Below are 22125 nucleotides of genomic sequence, written 5' to 3'. Positions count from 1 at the left end.
CTGACCTGGAATTCACCTGTGGCAAAATTACGGAAATTTGTTACATTTTAGAAATAAATATCTGTACTTCAAAAAGAAAAAATAATGGGGATCATAAAAAAGGCCGATCACATGATCAGCCGATTGTTTATTTTAGTTTTCAGAAAATTCTATATCTTCATTGCTTACTTTCACCACATACTCTATACCATCAATGGCTTTAGAGATTATCTGATTTTTAATAATATTTGCAGTATTATCCCAATACATTCTACCATAAAAACCATAATTGTTTGGTATAATCTCTACCTCAATAGTTCTTACAAATCCTTCTTTAGGCTTGTTACTAATCATGGTACCTCTTTTTACACGTACTTCCTTCAATTCATCTTTCAAAATCATACGGCAGTAGTTTTTTACATCTTCTATAGAAATTATCTTATCTCTCGTTGTTAATGCATACTTATAGGCTTGTATACTATCATTACCTTTTTGCGCCTCAGCGCCTCCAATAGTTTCTGTAAGCAAAATAACCGTTTGTGATTTTAATTGATTAGAAAGTTCCGTTGCTGGTCTTATATGATTGGCAAACGTGCAATGCGTAACCCAAAATGATGCATACGTATGATCTGTCTTCTCCACCGGCTCCATAATAACATAATTAAGCTCCTGCTTGGTACTTTTCTTGGCGTTGTTTACTTTTTGTACCATGGATTTCATTTTATCCGACAGTTCGCTAAGCATTCCTTTTACGTTGTCTCTATTAAGTAAAGAAAAAGCTGCAATCTCATCTCTAGTCAATTCTAGCACATTGGCAATCATATCTACGGCATTTCTATTATTAAAACGTTCCATACCACCTTTTCTTACCGTGTACAATCCTTTCTTTAGATCATCTGATGGCGTAAAGGGTATTTCTGTATATTTTCTACCTTCTCCATCTTGCACTTCGTCTACATACAAGAAATATTCTCCTTCATCGGTAACCAAAGGAATATTATTTCCCATAATATCCAGGCTATATTCAGTTTTCTTCCAACCTCTATTGTAAATCGGGAACGCATTTAAGACAAAAGAAAAGTTATCTAGTATTTCGGACGAATACTGTGGCGGAAACTCAAAGCTCAGCCATAGCATATTTTTACCAATAATATGTTTTGTTATTTCTTCTCTTCCTATAAGGAAATCTAAATCTTGTGGCAACTGACCAGAGTCTGAAAACAAATCTCTAGAAATACCTGTTACTTCAATAAATTTGTGATGATAAATCCCTTTGATGTCTTCTACAATTTTAGATTGTATTGACTGCTCATAAAAAATCTGCTCGTAACCTTCTGCATGTTCTTTTTTCAGATAAGACAATCCTTCTTTTACAAATAATGGATTTCCGTTGCTAGTTACTTTTACATAAGGTAAAAGTTTATACACAAAATCCAAATGCTCGAAAGCAGGATTAGAACAAAACAAATTAATTGCTTTTGGAAATTTCTCCTGTGCATATTTCGATACATCTATGCCAATGGTTACCTTTCTATAATCTTCTGGTCTCCCTTGAAATCTAGAGATTGGTATTTTATTTAATCTATCGTCTATACCATAGCACGTATTTCCTACAAACATCAGCGTAGTTTGCGCTTTATTAATTCTAATACTTCCAACTGGAGTGAATGGAATATTCAGTTGTTTGTCAGATTCCGATTTTACTGTAGAATTCATATGTTTCCTAAAAAAGAATTCTGTATGTTCTAGCAAGACCTCGGTAGAATCGTCTGGCATGGTGAAAACTACAGCGTGCGCAGGAATTGGATGGGTGTAGATAGATGGCGTAAGTATTTTTGCCAACCTTTCTAAGATACGAGCATTGACGGTTTGTATTTCGTTGTTTGCTTTAAAAACTTCTGTACTGAATGCGTCAATTAAAAGTTTTACAAATGGATCTAAAGATTGTGGACTTTTAAGGCCCCAAACTTTCGTTGCGTTTTGAAGCATTCTCGCTTTTACAGATTCTTTGGAATATATATTTTGATCTAAATTCATCTTTGTGTTTGCAAAAAAATTAATCGATAGACATCGGACTTAAGAATAATTCTGTAGAAAAGCCGAAACGCTCTCCTGTAGATTCCATCTTAGCATTAATGGCTATTCTTACTTTCTTCTTTATTTCTGTGTGTTCTTTGGTATCGTAGTTATGTTCTACAATTTCTATATAGGCACTTATCTGTGGATTTACAATTCTGGTCTCACATTCGAGGATTTGTTTTCTGAGACTTTTAATAAAAGTATTTTCCCATACTGCAGGCGTTACTCCATTATCGAATTCTAGACTCCATACATCATTACCATAATTTTCATCGTACCTGTTTTCTCCTTTCTTGGTTGTGATAAGAAGCATAATATTGTGCGCTATGCTCTCGCCAACATCACAAGTATCTATACTTCCGCCTTCGGACATCAGTGTAGAAGGTACAAAAGGCATTCTATAATTGGGCGTATCCATACTTAATAATTCTCTCTATTTGTTGTTTTTGTTTTAATTTTATTAAATGAAATACCAAATTACTCATTTTATTTAAATAACAAATCATGGATTTCGAAAAAATATTTACCACAACCTGTAAAAAAGTGAGTTTCAATTTCTCGAAAATCTCAATTATTATTTAGGAAGCATCTTTTTTTCTATTGATGAGGTAGTAGATTGGAAGTCCAAGAAGAACAATTAGAAATCCTGGCCAAGTATACTCGCTTTTATAGATAAGAAGAAGGATACAAAACACTGAACCTATCAACAGATAGATAAGTGGCGTAATAGGATAGAGCCAAGCCTTATAAGGTCTGTCTAAATTGGGTTGTTTTACTCTAAGATAAATTACACCAAAGACTGTAATCATATAGAACAATACAATTACAAAAGAAATCATATCGAGTAGGTTTCCATATTGCCCGCTCAGACATAGCAAACTTGCCCAAATTCCTTGCATCCACAAAGCATTAGAAGGAACTTCATTTTTATTATTTTGAATGGCAGATTTAAAGAAAAGACCATCTTTTGCCATTGTTTGAAAAACACGAGAACCTGCCAAAATCAAACCATTGTTACATCCAAAGGTAGACACCATTACCAACGCCGCAATAATCACCGTTCCGGCACTTCCAAAAATATTCTGAGAGGCTTCTACAGCTACTCTATCATTCGCAGCAAAAGAAATAGCATCTCTATCCAAAGCATTTAAATAAACAAAATTGACAGCAATATAAAGTAGCATCACAGATGAGGTTCCGAGGATCATTGCCTTTACAACATTCTTTCTAGGGTTTTCAATTTCTCCCGAAACAAATGTTACACTTTCCCATGCTACAGAACTGAAAACAGAACCTACCATTGCCGCCGCAATTCCGCCCATCAAAGTTATCCCATCTATAGACTTCCATCCAAGTTTAAGGAAATCTCCATTTGCATTTTTTTCTATATTATTAAATCCAGAAAAGCCTTGTTGAAAATTTTCAGCTAAATGAGAAACATCAACCAAAATAAAACCTGCAGCAATCAGCCCTAGCAAAGCTATAATTTTGGAACCTGTAAAAAGATTTTGAAGAAGCTTACCACTTTCTACTCCACGCGTATTGATGTACGTTAAAAGTATGATAACTGCAATGGCTAATATTTGAATCCAAGTAATTTTAAATTCGCCACTTTGAAAGATCGGAGCTACATCATTAAACCAAGGAATAAGATAAGCCGTAAATTTTCCAAATGCCATGGCAACTGCTGCAATAGTTCCTGTTTGTATCACTGTGAATAATCCCCAACCATACAAGAATCCCATCTTCTTCCCGAAGATTTCTGTAAGGTAAGTGTATTGTCCGCCAGCCTTAGGAAACAGTGCCGAAAGTTCGCCATAACTTATCGCTGCAGCCACCGTCATAATTCCGGTAATTACCCAAACGATAATCATCCAATAGCCCGAGCCCAAATTTCTCATCATGTCGGCACTCACAATAAAAATTCCGCTTCCAATCATAGAGCCCATTACGAGCATGATGGCATCCCAAAGTTTTAGTTTTTTTTGCATAATTATCTCTTGCCTCTAATATAGAAAATTATAACATCCGAAATAAAAATAATTCTTGCAGCGTGAAGAAGAATTTTACCTAGCATAAATCATTTCTTCATTCGGAAAAATAATATTAATTTTGATAAAAATAAATAAAATGAATTTCAAATCCATATTAGTAGTTTTTGCATTGACAACTTCTACTCTAGCATTCGCTCAAGAAAAAGAAGCTAAGAAATTTTCTCCTCCAGCAGGTAATGCAATTTTGGGAGACAACTACGGTTCTGCTGTGGCTTCTAATTTAGAGTCTAAAGCAATTACAGTAAATAAGCTTAACAAGAAATTGAAGAAGGGAAATAAAAAATTAGAGAACGTTGCCATCAAAGGAAAAGTGATCGACGTTTGCGAAAAGAAAGGATGTTGGCTTACCATAGAAACTGAAGACAACTCTCAGTTTTTCGTAAAGATGAAAGACTACGCATTTTTTGTACCTACCGCACTAAAAGGTAAAAACGTAGTAATGGACGGAACAGCAGAAAAAAAATCTATTTCTGTAGACGAGCAAAAGCACTATGCTGAAGATGCAAAAAAACCACAAGCAGAGATCGACGCTATTACTTCACCAAAGGAGGAAATAAGATTTGTTGCAAACGGAATTAAAGTTGTGAAATAATTTTTGAATTCAATTGATTCCAATTCCTAAAAATTTAAAAAGGCGAAACTTAGTATTTCGCCTTTTTAATTTAATCTTCAATTTTGAAATTCACTTCGGCATCTAGCTTCGGATATTTAGAATCACTGATGTATTTTTTTCCAGAACAATCTATTTCCTTCCATCCCTTTTTATTTTTTACATCGCCAGCCTCCATCACAATAGGCACAAAAGAAATTTCGTCTTTACCTATTTCTTTTATTTCTCTATACTGAACCGCGATATCCAAAATGCATTCGTGCTCCGTATTTAGTTTTACATTTCGGTAGATGATATCATAATGCGTTTCCTTATTTTCGGGTATATCAAAATAAGATTCCCAACCTGTAATTTCAGAGTTCAATTCTCCTATATATTTTAGTGCATAATATAAGGCTATCGCAAAATATTTTCGTGTTCCTATTCTTGTGTAGTCGTCCACAAAATGTCCGCCTTCAAAGAGGATAGTAGGAATCCCAGATTTTATAAAATTATCACCTGTAGAAGTTGGATAAAACTCATCCGTATATCTACCAATTTGATAAGGAATAAGAAGCTCCAATTCTTTAGCAACTTCCGCAATCACAGCCATACATTTTTTCCTATTATGGGTAACTGTTCTTTCTAAATTTTCTGAAGGTGCCAAAAACGAAAGAGTAGCCGGGTGTATACCATCTGTTGTAAAGATCGTTCTTTGTTCATGAAGATTTAGCGCGTAGTCATATTTTTTAGAAAGAGCCAACTTCTTTAAGTATTTTAGTTCGGTACTCGCTTCATTATGGAAGTCTCTATTTAGATCTATTTCTTCCGCATTAAGACGTGTCCATTTTTCGGCGCCGTCCGGATTTAGCATAAAAATAAAATCCAGAGTTACCTTACTAAAAATTTCATCATATAGATCAGGATGATTTTCTAAAGTGTAAAGAATATCCAACATCGCATGTGTTGCGTTGGATTCGTTACCATGCATTTGCGACCAAGCCAAAATAGAAATAGGTCCATTACCCAAACTCAATTTGTAAATAGGTTGATCATTATAAGAACGACCAATTTCCAAAAGTAAATCTGCATATTTAGTATTTAGATATGTAAATAAATGATTTGGGTCAATGTATCGATTTGTAAACCACGGATTAGGTATATACAATTGTGAAATATTCATAATTTTACAAAATTCAACTGTTAAGTATGTTAATTAAGAGATTTAATATTGTAATTTACAAATGTGTAAATTTAAACAAAAATTAATAATTTAGATGCCTACGTTATTCTTCATATAATAATAAATGGTTTAAAATTATATTGAATTTATGTATCGTCTTGTATTTCAGTGACTTAAAAGATTTACTTACATTGCTTCATAAACATTACTTTAAGTTGATAATCAGTCACTTAAAATGTTATTTTCCGGAATTTAATTAAACACTAATCTTATATGAAAGAACCACGGTATACATTTGTATTATTCCTATAAATTTAGTGAATTTTATCTGTTTTTACGGGTTTGTTACAAAAGTAATTCATTAATTCATAGTTAAAATAGATAATTTACAACGGTTACCCATTAGATTTCTACTACAATGAATCGCTAATGCTATAAGGCTGTAAGTATTTAAACTGATTATTAAATACTTGACATCTCTCCTACTCTGCTTTGCTATTGGCATTAAGAAATCAGTTTACTAAAGTAATATTTAGACGAAATGACAAATGGACAAATAATTACAATTGTGTTTTATGTTTACAATAGTTAACAAAGTATAATTAATGTAATTTTACTTTTGTATATAATTAATTTGTTTCTTATTTACAAATGTTTAATGCATGTATTGTAATAAATATTACAATTGTAATGTGTTTTTCTTGTATTTTTTCTTTACATTTGTAATATATTAAATTGTATTTATGAGTTTAAATGAAAGAATTACTGAGGTAATTGAATATTCTAATCTAACTTCTTCTGAATTTGCAGACGAAATTGATGTCCAAAGATCCTCTATTTCACACATTACATCAGGTAGAAATAAACCATCTTTAGAGTTTATTATCAAAATAAAATCTCGCTTTCCTGAAATCCATTGGGATTGGCTAGTCACAGGTGATGGCGAAATGTTGAAAAATAAAGTGTCTGAGAAAAAGGTCATCGAAGTAAAAGAACCTGTAGTTGAAAAACCAAAAGCAACTTCTCTACCCGATTTATACTCTTTGATAAATACCGATGGAGATTTGGAAAAAGAAGTAGAAATCGTTGAAAATGTAGCGTCGCGAGAATCAAATATTTCCGAGGAGAATGAAGAAGAACAGAAAATAATAGATTCTCAGCATTTAGAAATAAATAGTGATAATATAATGAATCATGTTGTTGGCAATCAGACAGATAAAATTCGCAAGATTGTTATATTCTACGAAAATGGCAAATTTGAAAGTTTTGAGCCTTAAACCTAGCTGATCTATTAATTTAGATCAGTTTTTTTTGCATTATACTATTTCGAAAGGTTGAGTAAACTAGCAAAATTCCATTGTTAAATCGGTTTGTATTTTTTGGTTAATTAACTATAAATTCCTACCTCAATTTTAGCTGGTATTTTTTGATAAAACATATCCCAGTTCGACCTAATTTTTACATAAAATTCCACTCGATTTAGGTTGGTATTTTTATAAAATGCAGTTCGAAATTTAACCATGGATTGACCTCAATTTTTTAACATTTCACCACCAATTTCAATACTATTATAACTGGAAAATTGCTAAAAAAAGTCACTGAAAATTTTGTATTTTCACTGATAGATTCTAATACTTATATGCTAGTTATATATGGTTTTAAAATTAAAATATTGCAAAATATTCTCCTGCTTTTTCCAATTATTTTATATTGGTCAATCATATTTTTTGTTATCGTTTCCGAGATGAATGGTCATTGAATTCCCTCCTGTTTTTTTGTAAAAATTGATATTTTTTGAAGCTAGAAGTCATACGGAATTTGTGATATTAACACTATTTTAAAATTTCATTTATCAATCTTCACTAAGTATTATGTATTGAAATTGGTTAAAAAAAATTTAAAACTAGCTAAGATTTTAGGTGGATTTAGTTCTAAATAGTATGTCTAATTATTAATTATTAGTGCACATCTTGTAGCAAAAATTACTTGGTTGACCGATGATGAAGGGAGAAAAATTCATATAATTATGTCTAAAATTATAGGTTTTAATGCAAGGAAAATTCGATATTACTTTTGAGCAAAATACTTGATGAGGCTTTTTAGTTATAGTAAATTTATATCTTCTTTCTGCAAGGAAATCAATTCTTATGTTGTAGTTATCTTCTCCATTTTAAGATTTTTCACCATTACAGATTAAAATTAAATTATAATTCTACTACTATTTGTAGATGAATAACTCTTAAAAGTATCTAATTTCAGAATACATCTTATCATAAAAAATAGTGATTACTAAATAAAAATTCATGGAATATTACCTCATAAAAAATTGACAAGTCAGGAGAGTAAATCACAAAAAATTTTAGGCATAATTCTTTTTTTTCAAGGGTTTACTTTTTAAGAAATAACACCATTATATTTTACAAATTGTAATTTGAATCACCAATATTTCTAAAATACTTTTTGAAAATTATTCTTTTCACCTATCCTATTTCTACTAAATATGGTTCAAAATTTGTCAATATTCTAAGGCAACACCGTGTATATTTTGATCTATAATTATAAAAAAAATTATTGCTTGTATTAATAAAAACCAATTATAAATTATGCAAAAAATAGATGTTATTTTTTAAATTATTACAATCTCATATAAAGTTCATTATGAGCAAAATTCCTATTTCGTTCCAATATTCTAATACCATCATCTTGGTAATTTTTTCTGAAAGGTTAATTTTTGATCTCCTTTTTTTCCTCTTTACAATAAATATCTGCTCCCATAATGCGCATTTTTATAAAAACTAGACATTAAAAAAGCTCACATTTAACTGTGAGCTTTATCCATTATTTTGGAAAAGAAAATTGAAATTATTTCTTTCTTCTTTCTAATTCTTTACTTATTAATCCCAATTCTCTACCCGTTTGTCCGGCAACCGAAGTATTCTCTGCAGCTCGTCGAGTAAGATAGGGTACAACATCTTTCACCGGTCCGTAAGGTAGATATTTTGCTACATTATAGCCCTGGTTAGAAAGGTAAAAGCTGATATTATCACTCATACCATACAGCTGACCAAAGTAGATGTGAGGTGTACTTTTTTCCAATCCTTTTGTCATCATTTTGTCCATTATGAGTTCGGAAGAAATTTCATTATGTGTTCCAAAAAATGCCGAAACTATATCCAAATTCACCATTACAAAATCAATTCCTGCATTGTAATTTTTATCTGAGGCTTCTTTATTTGGTTGAATAGGATCTGGATATCCTTTTTCTATAGCGCGTGCACGTTCCTTTTCCATATACGCTCCACGTACAATCTTATAGCCTATATAATAATTCTTTTGTTTAGCTCGTTGTAGATGCTCTGTCATATACTCTAATCTGCCTGTTCTGTACATCTGTATCGTATTCCAAACAATCGGTTTTTCTTGGTTATACTTTTCCATCATCTCTTCACAAAGCTGATCTGCTGCATCTTGCATCCAAGTTTCTTCTGCATCTACCATTACTTTTTTATCATGTTCGAAACATAATTTGCAGACTTCGTCAAATCTTGTTACCACTCTAGCCCATTCTTCCTTTTGGCTAGTTGTCAACTCTGCATTTTTACCAATAGCTTCATAGATATCTATGCGTCCAAATGCGGTTGGTTTAAATACAATGAATGGAATTGCAGGATTGCCCACTGAGAATTTAATAATATCTTTAATCTCTGTGCATACAGCATCAAAGGTTTCCTCGTCTACTTTTCCCTCAATAGAATAATCAAAAATACTTCCTACACCTCTTTTAAATAATTGTTTCACTACTTTCATACTTTCCTCACGGGTTTCACCACCACAGAATTGTTCAAACAGCGTTTTTTTAACAATTCCTGTTACGAATGGGAAATTATTATGAACCGTGAAGTTAAGTAAAGATGTTCCAATACTAGTTAGCGCAGGCTGTTCTATCATTTTGAACATCCAATATGCTTTTCTTAATTGAGCATCAGATTTATCGGCAAAAGCGACCTTAGTATCATTAAATATGGGCATTCTTTAAATATTATATTATTATACAAATGTAAGAATAACCAAAAGGTTTTAGAAGAAAAAAGTTTATAATTTATGCTCTAATCCGTTCAGAAGCATCGATATTATACCTACGAATAACCATATTCTTAGTATACTCAGCGTCACAATGTTTCTGTTTTTTTTGTTTGATAAGGTAAAATAGGTACATATGGATAGTACATATAGTCCTAGTGAAAAATAATAGGACATAATACCAGAGATACCAGTTCGCTCAATAAGTCCCATTGAAACAACCATTGTTATGACAAATAGGGAGATAAGGATCGCATTTACAGATTTGGATGTGAAAAATGTAGAGATTGTAGAATATCCAAATAATTTATCTGCTCGTTTTGTAAGAGTATCTTTCACTATATCAATGCAAAGTAGCATTAAAAATAAGAAAATTGCCATCAAAAAAACTTTCTTAGAAAAGGTTTCATAATAAACCATCATCCCAAAAAACGGATAGAGCGTCAGACTTACGAATGTGAGATTATTTAGTATTAAAATTCGACTTAATTTGTGGCTGTAAAACCACATGAAAAACTGATAAATAAGAAAGAATATAAAAACTCTTGGAGAAATAAAATAGGCGATTCCTAAAGAAACAAGGGATAATATAAGGTATGCGTAGAGAAAATATTTCTGTTTGATAAAACTCTGTATACGAGAACGAAATGGTTTTATCACGTTATCCTTTTCTAAATCATAAAATTGATTGATAATCCCGCCTGCCAAAATAGTGAGTACTGTACAGAAGATGATACCATGAACCTTAAAATCAAATACAAATGATTTGAAAGATTCTTCCTGGTTAAACAAGAAAAATGTAGAAACATACAGCGCAAAAGTAAGCAATGCTGCTACAAAAAATCTTGCGCCAAGTAGGAATCCTACAAACTGTGATAATCTGTAAAAGAAAGATTTTGAAAAATATTTATCACCTTGAAAAGTTTCTTTTTCAGAATTCATTTCAGTGAAAATTAAAACCTGTAGATTACCTCTTTTTGGAAGCTATCTAGCATTTTTTCTGCTTTCGCGTAGTCTTTTGTAAATCCTAAAATATAACCTCCACCTCCGCTACCACATAGTTTTAGATAATAAGCATTAGAATCCAGACCTTTTTTCCAAGCATTATAAATGCTTTCAGGAATCATGGGGCGGAAATGCTCAAATGCCCAATTGGATAATTTCTTTAAATTTCTAAAGAATGGATTCATATCTTTTTTCAAAAACGAATCTATACATGCATTGTTGTAACGAATAAATTCTTCTTTAAGTGTCTTTCTAAAACCTTCGGTTTTCATCTTTTCAAAGAAAATCTGTACCATAGGACCAGTTTCTCCCGTCATCCCAGAATCTATAAGAAAGATAGCACCGTTTCCTTCCAAACCACCAGATATGGAAACTTTATCTACACTCTCCTTATTTTCAATAAGAATTGGAAGATTCATGTAGCAAATGAGAGGATCAATACCAGAACTTTTGCCATGAAAGTAGCTTTCCATTTGACCAAAAATTGTTCTTAGTTTTTTCAACTCCTCCTTAGAAATCGTTTCAGGATTACGTTTAGTTAAAGAATATTTTTCAAAAATAGCTGCTACTAATGCACCAGAACTTCCTACACCATATCCTTGAGGAATATTACTGTCGAAAAATAAACCATTTGAAATGTCTTTCTTAAATTCTGAAACATGAAGTTCAAACTCTTTTGGAAGATCTAAATCTTTTAGATAATCTGCATATTTTGTAAGGTGTGCGTTGGAATTACGTTCAAAATCAGAATCCAAATTTGAGAACTTCAATGCTCCTTTATAATAACTATAAGGGAGTGTCAAACCTTGAGAATCTTCAATAATTCCGTATTCTCCAAACAAAAGAATTTTTGCGTAAAATAATGGGTTTGTCATTGAGTAATAAATCTTTAATGCAAATTTAGTGTATTCTATGAATATTAGCAATTTCTAAGCCAATATATAAAATTTTGGTACGATTTATTGCAGTTTAAATTATTAAAAAATTAATTTAAGCCCTCTATTAAAAATTTTTCGCTTATCGGTACAACAATAAAAGCGCTCAAATGAACGCTTTTGATATTTTATCTTCTAAATTTGAGTTTATCTATTCTGCTTTAATTTTAAAAATCTTATTAAAACTAATCCTATAGCGAAGAATGCTGTCATAGATAATGCTGCATATCTCATATTATTAAAGTGCTCTATCAAGGTAGCGAATATAAAGGTTCCTAAAATAATTGCTAATTTCTCTAGAACATCATAGAAACTAAAGAAAGTTGTGTTTTCCATTGAATTTTCTGGCAAAAGTTTAGAATAAGTAGATCTAGACATCGCTTGAAGTCCACCCATCACCAAACCAACAACAGCTGCTACTCCGTAAAATTGGTATTCTACGGTTGGGTTTTCTTTGTTTAAGAAATAAGCCCATGTACAAGCTACAATCCAAAGGATAATAGCTATAGAAATAACATTTTTGTTCCCAATTCTTTTCGATAATTTAGAGAAGAATATAGCACCAATGATCGCTTCGATTTGAATAATTAGTAGCGTCCCAATGAGTTTATCTTGTGCCAAATTGATCTCACTTTTTCCAAATAAAGTAGCCATAAGGAAAATAGTTTGCATCCCAACACTGTAGAAAAAGAAACTCGATAAGAAAAATTTTAGGTTTCTATCTTTAAATAATGTTTTTCCAGCTTTGAAAAGTTCATTAAAACTTTCCTTAGCGATATCTTTGTAGAAGCTCAAATTATCTCTTAATACCGTGAAAAAACCGCCTTGCTCAGCATGTGCCTTGAAGATATTCTTATAATTTAATAAAACCAAATCTTTTGGTAATTTCTCTTTCACATCACCAAATTGAGGTAAATGCTTGAATGTATACTGCGAAAACCCAAACCACCATGCACCTGTGAGTAAGAAGCTGATTCTTGTAAATAATAGTTGCTGAGCAGGGTTTTTAGCAAATACCTGAATTAAAAGTAAACAAATTACTACTAAAACCACAGATCCAATATAACCATACACATAGCCTTTTGCCGACAATGCATCTTGTTTGTCTCTTGTAGCGATATCGGGTAAAAAAGAATTATAAAATACGAGACTACCCCAAAAACCTACACTGGCAGTAATGCTAAATAGCAAGCCCAAAAATACGTTATGCATCCCTGTAAACATCGCTAGTCCCATACAAGACGTCGCACCTAGATAACAAAAAAACTGTAAAAATGATTTCTTATTTCCTATGGTATCTGCTAATGAGGACAAAAATGGTGATAAAATAACTACGATAAGAAATGATATGGTAAGAGAATATCCATATACTGCATCTGGTTGATACTCTCTTCCAAATATTTTTATTAAATGTCTTACGGGTACATCGATCCATCTTCCTGTTTCTTGTACAAATTCTTTTTTCTCAAATTGTGTCGTGAGTATAGAATAGTAAATGGGGAAAATGGTAGAAGTAATCACCAACGAGTATACAGAATTTGCCCAATCATAGACTGCCCAAGCTTTCATTATTTTTGGGTTGTTTTTTATCTGTAGTGATGGTTTATTTTCAATTTTAGGCATTCTTGTTTTAATTATTTGCACAAAAATAGAAAAACTGAAGCATGTATAACCATTATTTAATTTTATTTTTGATTAATACACTAGGAGAAAGCCAATTGATCAGGATTTTTAGACCCGTTTGGTTGATCAATATTTATATTTTCTTACACTAATAGAGATTGTAAGAATATAAAAATCCAAAAGGCTAACCTTTTGGATTCATTATCTTATTGTGCTGTTATATTAGATATTTTCGATAACTATTGCAGAAGCACCACCACCACCATTACAGATAGCTGCAGCACCATATTTTGCATTGTTTTGTTTCAATACATTGATCAAGGTAACGATAATTCTAGAGCCTGAACTTCCCAGTGGATGTCCAATTGCCACTGCACCTCCGTTTACATTCACTTTAGCTGCATCTAATCCTAAGATTTTGTTATTCGCTAGACCTACAACAGAAAATGCCTCATTAAATTCGAAGAAATCTACATCAGAAACTTCTAACCCTGCTTTTTTCAAAGCGATTGGTAATGCTTTAGCTGGAGCTGTAGTAAAGTTTTCTGGCTCTTGAGCCGCATCAGCATAAGAAACTATTTTCGCTAAAGGCTTCAATCCTAATTCTTCCATTTTTTCTTTAGACACTAAAATAAGCGCAGATGCACCATCATTCAATGTAGATGCATTAGCAGCCGTTACAGTACCGTTTTCCTTCTTAAATACAGTGGGAAGTGTAGGTAATCTATCAAAATTAACAGATTTATATTCTTCGTCTTCAGAGAAAATAATTGGATCTCCCTTTCTTTGTGGAATAGAAACTGGTACCACTTCTTCAGCAAATTTACCTTCGCTCCAAGCAGCTGCAGATCTTTTGTAAGACTGAATTGCAAAATTATCTTGGTCTTCTCTGGTAATACTATAGTCTGTAGCACATTTTTCTGCACATACTCCCATGTGTACTTTGTTGTAAACATCCGTAAGCCCGTCTAATACCATACCGTCTTGCATTTTTACGTCACCCAACTTAGTAGCGTTTCTTGCATTGTAGTAATGAGGAACCATAGACATATTCTCCATACCTCCTGCAACAATGATATCGGCATCACCTGCTTTAATTGCCTGAGTTGCCATCATTACAGCCTTCATCCCAGAGGCACAAACTTTATTGATTGTAGTAGAAGGGGTTTCATTGGATAACCCAGCCTCTAAAGCAACCTGACGAGCTGGTGCTTGGCCCTCGCCTGCTTGCAATACATTACCCATATAGATTTCTTGAACATTTTTAGGATCAAGATTGATCTTTTCTAATGCACCTTTTACAGCTGCAGCACCCAATTTTGTTGCAGGTACTGTTGATAAACTTCCCATAAAACTACCTATCGGAGTTCTCACTGCGGAAACGATGTATACTTCTTTCATTGTATGATTATTTAATTTTTGAAATTGATTAAAATGATTAATTTAAATTTTTACTTTATTTTTTAGTTGCAAGTATGATAATGAATGCTCCAAAAAATTCTACGATCCAACCCCATTTTATTTGCACAATACTAGAAAAAGTGTCTTTCCAAGATTGGAATGGGAGAAAACTAAAGTAGCTGGAAGATTCATATCTTATCGCAAATAGCGTAAATGAAAATAGCAGTACCATGAGTATCGCCATATTTCTCGCCAACTTTGGTTTGCTATTTATGATTGAGAATAAGGCGAGTGCAGAAAGAATCCAACATGTGGAAGCTAAATAATAATCGATCTTCCAATAGTTCCAATTACCAATGATGGGAATATGTAGTAAGGGCAAAAAGCTCCCAACAATTACCATTATAAGACCTATTAGTTGTATATTTTCCATATTTGTAAAAAAGCCAAATTACAAAAAAAACCAGAATTAAAAAAAGTCTTCTTGATATTCAATTTTTCCATTAAATCACTTACTTATTGATATTAAATAATATAATATTTTATTTAATCAATACTAATTCAAAACAATTATTGATAGGCTTATTTTTGTAAATTATTTAGGATTTCACATATTCATGCACCGAATGATGTAAAAAAATGAAAAAGTGTGATATTAAACTTTTATTCAAAAATAAAATTGTGCCTAAAGCAAAAAATGCATTCCTCATTAGAGAAATGCATTTGTATAATGTCTACACTAATAATCTAATGTGTTACAGTATCTATTGCCTTTGGGTTGTGCTTATGTTTAAATAAAACTGCAAATAAAATTGCAATTATTAATGAATATATAGCAAAGTACATCCATATACCAGACCAATCTTTATTACCTTCTATATTAGTAAAATAGCTAGAAATCATCCAACCACTTACAGAACTTCCTAGTATCGCTCCAAAACCATTGGTCATCATCATAAACACACCTTGTGCAGATGATCTTATTTTACTATCCGTAGTACTTTCAACAAATAGTGATCCCGAAATATTGAAAAAATCAAACGCCATACCGTAGATAATATTAGAAAATATAATCAGGATTAAACCAAATCCTTCTGGTGCACCAATAGAGAAAAATCCGAATCTAAGAATCCAAGCTACCATACTGATAAGCATTACTTTTTTGATACCAAATTTCTTTAAAAAAAAAGGAATGGCTAGGATAAATAAAGTTTCAGAAAACTGTGAAATGGAGATTATCATGGTAGAATATTGTACAACAGCAGAATCTTTAAATGCCTCAACATTACCAAAATCCTTCAAGAATGTATCTCCATACATATTGGTAAGTTGCAATGCAGCACCCAAGAACATTGAAAATATAAAGAATAAAGCCATTTTCCTTTGTCCAAACAGCTTAAAAGCGTTCAAACCTAATTTTTGTGTAATTGTAGCGTCTTCGCTCATTAATTTTGGGGGTGGACATTTTGGCAAAAACATCGCATATATTCCCAAAAATACTGCAATAATTCCAGCAAAATAAAATTGGTTAGCATTAAGTGAGTTTCCGAATACATTCGCAATTTTCAAACCTATATTTTTACCAACCTGCGAGAAAGATTGCTCGTCGCTGAAAATATTAGTAAACCACATGGCAGCTATAAAACCTACAGTTCCCCATACCCTAATAGGAGGGAAAACCTTCACTACATCATAATTATTGTCTTTGAGTAATTTGTAAGAAATGGAGTTTGACAATGCCAATGTAGGCATATAGAAGCACATCCCTATTAAAAGAATCCAAAAAAACGAAGTTGGATCGTTAGTTTTGGCTAGTATGAAAAGGGTAATACCGTATAAAATATGTAAAATTCCGTATAATTTTTCTGCATTGATCCATTTGTCGGCCACAATTCCCATAAGGGCTGGCATAAATATGGAAGCAATACCTAGTGTGGAAAATACCGCTCCAAATTCTGCTCCACTCCATTGTTTATAAGCAAAACCATATGTACCTAGTGTGGTAAGCCAAGCACCCCATACAAAGAATTGGAGAAAGCTAAGAATGGTCAGTCGTAATTTTAAGTTCATTTTTTTAATCTAAATCTCTTTAATCTATTTTCTTTTTGCGCCTTTTGATTTCTTCTTGAATCTCGAGTGCGGTGTCAAAATCTTCTTCCTTTACAGCATTATCTAGTAATTTCTGTAATTCATCCATAGAGATATTTTTTAAATTATCCTCTTCATTATTTATTTTTTCAGAGAAGACGTCTTCATCTTTAGATAAATCGTCTAACTCTAATAATATTCCTGCTTCATTTAGAACTTGCTGCGTTGTATATATTGGTGCATCAAACCTCACAGACATTGCTACTGCATCTGATGTGCGTGCGTCCAAAATCAGTTCTTCGTCGGTTATTTTGTTTTTCAAATTAATATTAGAGAAGAACACTCCATCCACTATTTGGTAAATAATAACAGAAACCAACTCAAAATTGGCAGAAATAATAAATTTTGTAAATAAATCGTGAGTGAGCGGGCGCGGCGGGTGTATGTCTTTCTCTAAGCCTAAAGAAATGGATTGAGCTTCGAAATTGCCGATAACTACGGGCAATTTGATATTTGTCTCTTCATGTTCCAATAACAGAGCGTAGGCACCAGTTTGAGTCTGGCTATACGATATTCCGCGAATAATTAGCTGTTTATAATCCATAACTACAAATATAAATTAATTTTTTATTGTAGGTTTTACTTTTACGCAAAAATAAAAGTCCGGAAAACCGAACTCTTAATCTATATAAAAGTTATACTTTACTATTTTTTTATAAAAAACCCTAGAATAGTTATTATTCTAGGGTTTCTATAATGATTACCCTTTTAAGGCTTTTATTTTATCTGTTAGAGCAGGGATAATTTGGAAGGCATCACCTACAACCCCATAATCCGCTGATTTGAAAAAAGGTGCTTCTGCGTCACTATTTATCACAACAATAGTTTTGGAGGAGTTCACTCCTGCCAGATGCTGTATAGCTCCTGAAATCCCAATTGCAATATACAGATTAGGAGAAATTGCTTTTCCTGTCTGTCCTACGTGCTCTGTGTGAGGTCTCCAACCAATATCTGAAACTGGCTTAGAACAAGCTGTAGCAGCGCCCAATAGGTTGGCTAAATCTTCAACCATTCCCCAGTTTTCTGGTCCTTTTAATCCTCTACCTGCTGATACTACGATCTCAGCTTCTTTTAGATCCAGCTTCCCAGAAGATTGCTCATGAGAAATTACTTTCGTATCTTCATTAGTTACAGATAAGTTTTTTACTTCTTCAGATCCTGAAGCGGAAACTTCCTTAACACCGAATGCGTTTTGGGATACCGTGATAATTACTTTTTCACCTTCTGCCTTTGCATGCATAAATCCTTTTCCAGAGAAAGCTCTTCTCTTTATTTGGATTGGAGAAAGATTTTCTGGAGCTTCTAACACATTAGTAATAAGAGAATAATCTTTCATCACTGCAAGCATAGGCGCTACAGAAGAAGCATCTGTGGTGTGAGGAAAAACGATAATATTACCTGTTAAAACTTCACTTACTGCTTGTGCATAAGCCTTCGCCGAAAAATTTTTCAAGCCATCATCTTTGATATTAATTACATTTGATGCTCCATATTTATATAATAAATCTGAAGAATCTGTAGGGTTTATAGAGATTGCTGTCACAGTATCACCTGCTTTATCAGCTACTGATTTAGCATAAGAAACAGCTTCAAAAGCTGCTTTTTTGTAAACTCCGTTTATATTTTCTGCATATACGAATATTGCCATTTTGTTTAAAATTTTAAGATTAAAAAATTTAAGGATAAAGATTGGATGAGTATCTATAAAATAGAACTACTATATTCCTAATCTAAATTTCATACGTATTAGATTACTTTTGCTTCTTCGTGTAATAATCTTACCAATTCGTCCAAGTTGTCCGCAGAGACCATTTTCACAGCAGCTCTAGCGGGTACGCTATCATAAGAAACACCTTGTACCTTTACCTCTGAAGATGTAGGTTCCACTACCTGTAATGGCTTAGTTCTAGCAGACATAATACCCCTCATATTTGGGATAATAAGATCTTTCTCGTCTACCAATCCTTTTTGACCTGCAATTATAGCTGGAAGTTTCACAGAAATGGTCTCTTTCCCACCTTCAATTTCTCTTACAGCAGTAGCTTCACTACCTGCAACATCCAATCCAACTGAAGCATTAACGAAAGGTAAATTCATTAGCTGTGCTACCATTCCTGGTACAGATCCACCGTTATAGTCGATAGATTCTTTACCACAAAGTATCAAATCGTATCCTCCATTTTGTGCCACTGCTGCTATCTCTTTAGCTGTAGAATAGCTATCTTTAGGATCAAGGTTTACTCTAACAGCATCATTAGCACCAATTGCCAATGCCTTTCTGATGACAGGCTCTGTACCTGCATCTCCTACATTAATAACAGTTACCGTTGCTCCTTGAGATTCTTGCAATTTTATCGCTTTCGTTAACGCAAATTCATCTAAAGGATTGATTACCCATTGAATTCCATTTTTGTCGAATGCAGATTTATCTGCTGTAAAATTGATTTTGGAAGTAGTATCCGGAACACTACTAATACAAACTAATATTTTCATGTGTACTATAATATTTTTGTTTTTATTATTTTTAATTTGTCTAGATTTTACCCTAGTAACTCTTATTTAATTTTTGTAAATATAAATAAAAAATATATTATGCATGCATAATACTTATTTTTTTATTATTCAAAGCATTAGAAGTACAAAAAGTGACCATCTATATACTGCCCTCTAATATAATTCGTTGTAGAAATGGATTTTTTTAATGAATGTACATAAGCCATTACAGGTGGCAACCTTCAACTATTTTAGAAAGTCCTAGCTTAAGAAAAAAGCAAAAGAAACGCCCCAAAAATATGGAGCGTTTGTAAAATATATAAATAAGAAAATTATTTTTTGATGAATTTCTCAGTAGAGATTCCGTCTTTCGTTTCAATATTGACTAAGTAAGAACCCACTGGTAATGCTTGTACGTTTACCTTATCGTTTTCTAATTTAACTTCCATATTTCTACCTGTCATATCTACAACCGTTACTTTATTGATTTTAGAATCAGACTTAATATTTAAAACATCTGAGGTTGGGTTAGGGAAAATTGTTGTGAGAGATTTTACAGAATTAATATTGTCATTGGTTGACAACACAGTTCCTGTAGTTGTTACTTTGAAATCATCCACAAACAATGCAAATTGATCATCGGAAACACATTGTATTGCTATTCTTACATTTTGTCCTGCATAAGCATCTAAATTAAACGTATGTAATGCCCATTCGTTTAAAGATGGTGTGACAATAGTTACAGGATTAAGGCGAGTAAAACTTGTAGTAGCAACTCCTGTTGTAGAAACCAATACATTAAATTTTTCCGCACCATAATCTGCGTGAAGGGGCTTAACCCAAAAACTTAGACTATTTCCTGTGCTTCCCAGAGTCATCTGTGGACTAATAAGCCAATCGTTGTTAACTAAAGGAGCGGGTGTACTTACATTGAAACATGCCATAGATTTATTTCCAGTTCTAGCCTGAGTTTGGGTAGAAACTGTGGCAGGAGTAATACCAGCTCTATTGAAAACCATAAATGCTTTCGGAATACCTTGATTTGGAAAAGTAGATCCGTTTAGTGTGTATGAATTTTTAAGATCAAGATCTGTCATAGTCCATGCACCTACATTTCCTGTGGTATATGCAAAATCTGCATAAGTTTCGAAACTATCTTCAAAAATTGTTGTTTGCGCACTTACTGTATTAATACACAATAATGTGCCTAATAATAAAACTTTTTTCATAACATAAATATTTGTATTTAAAATTATGTATTATTATTTATATAGCAAAATATTTTTCGATATAAAACAATAATTAATATAAAGACTAAACTAAAAAAGAATATAAAACACGATTTAATAACATATCAATATAAACGCCCCAAAAATTTGGAGCGCTTGCAATTTATATTGAATATAAAATTATTTTTTGATGAATTTCTCGCTTATATTTCCTTCTTTAGTTTGAATTTCAATTAAGTAACTTCCTGAATTAAATCCTTGAAGTTCTATACTGTTACCTTTTAGCTGTGCAGGCATTTTTTTGCCAGACATATCATAAATTGATATACTATTGATTTTTCTATCTGTTAAAATATTTAGATAATCTGACGCAGGATTTGGACCAATTGCCACAACAGACGAAATATTATTTTTAGGTATATCTGAAGTACCTAAAACCGCAGTATTTGAAGCCTCTATTCTATAATTATCAATTCCAAATGTAGTAGGTCCAGTGTTGTCTGCATCTTGCGCATCTAGTTTTGTTGGAGAACTGGAGATTTGCGCACGTGCAGGTACTAAACCTGCTACTGTAGTAGCACCATTTACAGTCAATATTTGACTAACACCACCAATATTATAAGTGATTTCACCAGTGATTGTATTATACGAATATCCTAGTGGTACCCAAGTATTAGCTGGAAATGTTGAAGTTGTCAAACCTGTAATATTATAAAATGCTGGTGTTCCCCCTGTCGGAAGCAAGTATGCCATACCGTTGATAGTCTTAGTTTGAGAATTATATCTAATTCCCACTATACCAGCAGTAGCACTGGCAATTAACATTCCTGATGCATGTTTATTAGTAGAGGTTCCTGTAAAAATTTCAACAGTTCCCTTAATGATGTTATTTCCTGCTGTTCTATTAGTCCATGCTGTAGAAAAACTAGGTTTAGAAACAGATCTCGATGAACCAGTAGTTCCGTCTGAACCTCCTGTTACTTGTATATAATTCGCATGAGCTGCATCACCAGTTACTATTTGATAATTTGTTACAACACCAGTAGTAACGATCATTCCTCCTACTCCCGCTGTTGTTCCATTAGTTGCAGTACTAACGTTTCCGACTGGATAACTATTGTAATTATCAGATTCCAAAACTTGCCCAAATGTCATTATTGTTGCGGAAGCTAACAATAAAGAAGATTATAATACCCTTACAAAACAGGACCAGTAGTTAAGTTGAAAAATATTAACTTTAAACAAGTCCAAAATTATGAAAACAGGAAGACGTAAATTCGATTCAGGCTTTAAGGCTAAAGTAGCTCTTGAAGCATTAAAAGAACGT

At 32.5% G+C, this 22125-nt stretch carries 18 protein-coding genes; 2 read left to right on the top strand and 16 right to left on the bottom strand.

The window, feature by feature from the left end; all coding sequences use genetic code 11:
- Window positions 1-132: 132 nt before the first annotated feature.
- The 3 genes from ACKI42_RS10540 to ACKI42_RS10530 form a co-directional block, all read right to left on the bottom strand.
- A complete protein-coding gene (locus ACKI42_RS10540; protein WP_407405193.1) occupies window positions 133-2016 on the bottom strand; it encodes a type VI secretion system baseplate subunit TssF in 1884 nt (627 codons plus the stop codon).
- Window positions 2017-2035: 19 nt separating this feature from the next.
- Window positions 2036-2476 (bottom strand): GPW/gp25 family protein, encoded by a 441-nt coding sequence (locus ACKI42_RS10535; protein WP_407405191.1) that lies wholly within the window; start codon window positions 2474-2476, stop codon window positions 2036-2038.
- A 160-nt stretch (window positions 2477-2636) separates the two neighbouring features.
- Window positions 2637-4049 (bottom strand): APC family permease, encoded by a 1413-nt coding sequence (locus ACKI42_RS10530; RefSeq protein ID WP_407405189.1) that lies wholly within the window; start codon window positions 4047-4049, stop codon window positions 2637-2639.
- A gap of 139 nt (window positions 4050-4188) precedes the next feature.
- Here ACKI42_RS10530 and ACKI42_RS10525 point away from each other — a divergent pair, with 139 nt between their 5' ends.
- Window positions 4189-4704, top strand: a complete 516-nt coding sequence (locus tag ACKI42_RS10525; RefSeq protein WP_407405187.1) for a DUF4920 domain-containing protein — start codon at window positions 4189-4191, stop codon at window positions 4702-4704.
- 70 nt (window positions 4705-4774) lie between these two features.
- On the opposite strand, the gene ACKI42_RS10520 is transcribed toward ACKI42_RS10525, so the two are convergent.
- The gene (locus ACKI42_RS10520; protein ID WP_407405185.1) at window positions 4775-5884 is read right to left on the bottom strand and encodes a M14 family zinc carboxypeptidase; all 1110 of its coding nucleotides are present in this window, start codon (window positions 5882-5884) and stop codon (window positions 4775-4777) included.
- 743 nt (window positions 5885-6627) lie between these two features.
- On the opposite strand from ACKI42_RS10520, the gene ACKI42_RS10515 reads away from it, so the two are divergent.
- Window positions 6628-7161, top strand: a complete 534-nt coding sequence (locus tag ACKI42_RS10515) for a helix-turn-helix domain-containing protein (RefSeq protein ID WP_407405183.1) — start codon at window positions 6628-6630, stop codon at window positions 7159-7161.
- Between the two features lie 1585 nt (window positions 7162-8746).
- Here ACKI42_RS10515 and ACKI42_RS10510 read toward each other — a convergent pair.
- The 12 genes from ACKI42_RS10510 to ACKI42_RS10455 all read right to left on the bottom strand — a co-directional run bounded on the left by ACKI42_RS10510 (window position 8747) and on the right by ACKI42_RS10455 (window position 21953).
- Window positions 8747-9913: a proline dehydrogenase family protein gene (locus ACKI42_RS10510; RefSeq protein WP_407405181.1), complete on the bottom strand. Its 1167-nt coding sequence runs from the start codon at window positions 9911-9913 to the stop codon at window positions 8747-8749.
- A gap of 63 nt (window positions 9914-9976) precedes the next feature.
- Window positions 9977-10906: a UbiA family prenyltransferase gene (locus ACKI42_RS10505; RefSeq protein WP_407405179.1), complete on the bottom strand. Its 930-nt coding sequence runs from the start codon at window positions 10904-10906 to the stop codon at window positions 9977-9979.
- An 11-nt stretch (window positions 10907-10917) separates the two neighbouring features.
- On the bottom strand, window positions 10918-11844 hold the full coding sequence (locus ACKI42_RS10500; protein WP_407405177.1) for a mevalonate kinase: 927 nt from the start codon (window positions 11842-11844) through the stop codon (window positions 10918-10920).
- 207 nt (window positions 11845-12051) lie between these two features.
- A complete protein-coding gene (locus ACKI42_RS10495; RefSeq protein ID WP_407405175.1) occupies window positions 12052-13527 on the bottom strand; it encodes an MFS transporter in 1476 nt (491 codons plus the stop codon).
- Window positions 13528-13749: 222 nt separating this feature from the next.
- Complete coding sequence (locus ACKI42_RS10490) at window positions 13750-14928, bottom strand: acetyl-CoA C-acyltransferase (protein WP_407405173.1); 1179 nt, start codon at window positions 14926-14928, stop codon at window positions 13750-13752.
- A gap of 55 nt (window positions 14929-14983) precedes the next feature.
- Entirely contained in the window at window positions 14984-15361 is a 378-nt protein-coding gene (locus ACKI42_RS10485) for a hypothetical protein (protein ID WP_407405171.1), read from the bottom strand.
- A gap of 314 nt (window positions 15362-15675) precedes the next feature.
- Window positions 15676-16998, bottom strand: a complete 1323-nt coding sequence (locus ACKI42_RS10480; RefSeq protein ID WP_407405169.1) for a nucleoside permease — start codon at window positions 16996-16998, stop codon at window positions 15676-15678.
- A gap of 19 nt (window positions 16999-17017) precedes the next feature.
- Window positions 17018-17620 carry a bifunctional nuclease family protein gene (locus ACKI42_RS10475; protein WP_407405167.1) on the bottom strand — a complete coding sequence of 201 codons (603 nt, stop codon included), beginning with the start codon at window positions 17618-17620 and terminating at the stop codon, window positions 17018-17020.
- Window positions 17621-17776: 156 nt separating this feature from the next.
- Window positions 17777-18724 (bottom strand): electron transfer flavoprotein subunit alpha/FixB family protein, encoded by a 948-nt coding sequence (locus tag ACKI42_RS10470; protein WP_407405165.1) that lies wholly within the window; start codon window positions 18722-18724, stop codon window positions 17777-17779.
- 98 nt (window positions 18725-18822) lie between these two features.
- On the bottom strand, window positions 18823-19569 hold the full coding sequence (locus ACKI42_RS10465) for an electron transfer flavoprotein subunit beta/FixA family protein (protein WP_407405163.1): 747 nt from the start codon (window positions 19567-19569) through the stop codon (window positions 18823-18825).
- Between the two features lie 332 nt (window positions 19570-19901).
- Window positions 19902-20798, bottom strand: coding sequence for a choice-of-anchor J domain-containing protein (locus ACKI42_RS10460; protein ID WP_407405161.1), 897 nt, complete (start codon window positions 20796-20798; stop codon window positions 19902-19904).
- A gap of 180 nt (window positions 20799-20978) precedes the next feature.
- Entirely contained in the window at window positions 20979-21953 is a 975-nt protein-coding gene (locus ACKI42_RS10455; protein ID WP_407405159.1) for a T9SS type A sorting domain-containing protein, read from the bottom strand.
- Between the last annotated feature and the right edge of the window lie 172 nt (window positions 21954-22125).

It is taken from the genome of Chryseobacterium sp. (genome assembly GCF_045629545.1).
Taxonomy (GTDB): domain Bacteria; phylum Bacteroidota; class Bacteroidia; order Flavobacteriales; family Weeksellaceae; genus Chryseobacterium.
This window is presented reverse-complemented; position numbering and strand designations above follow the sequence as displayed.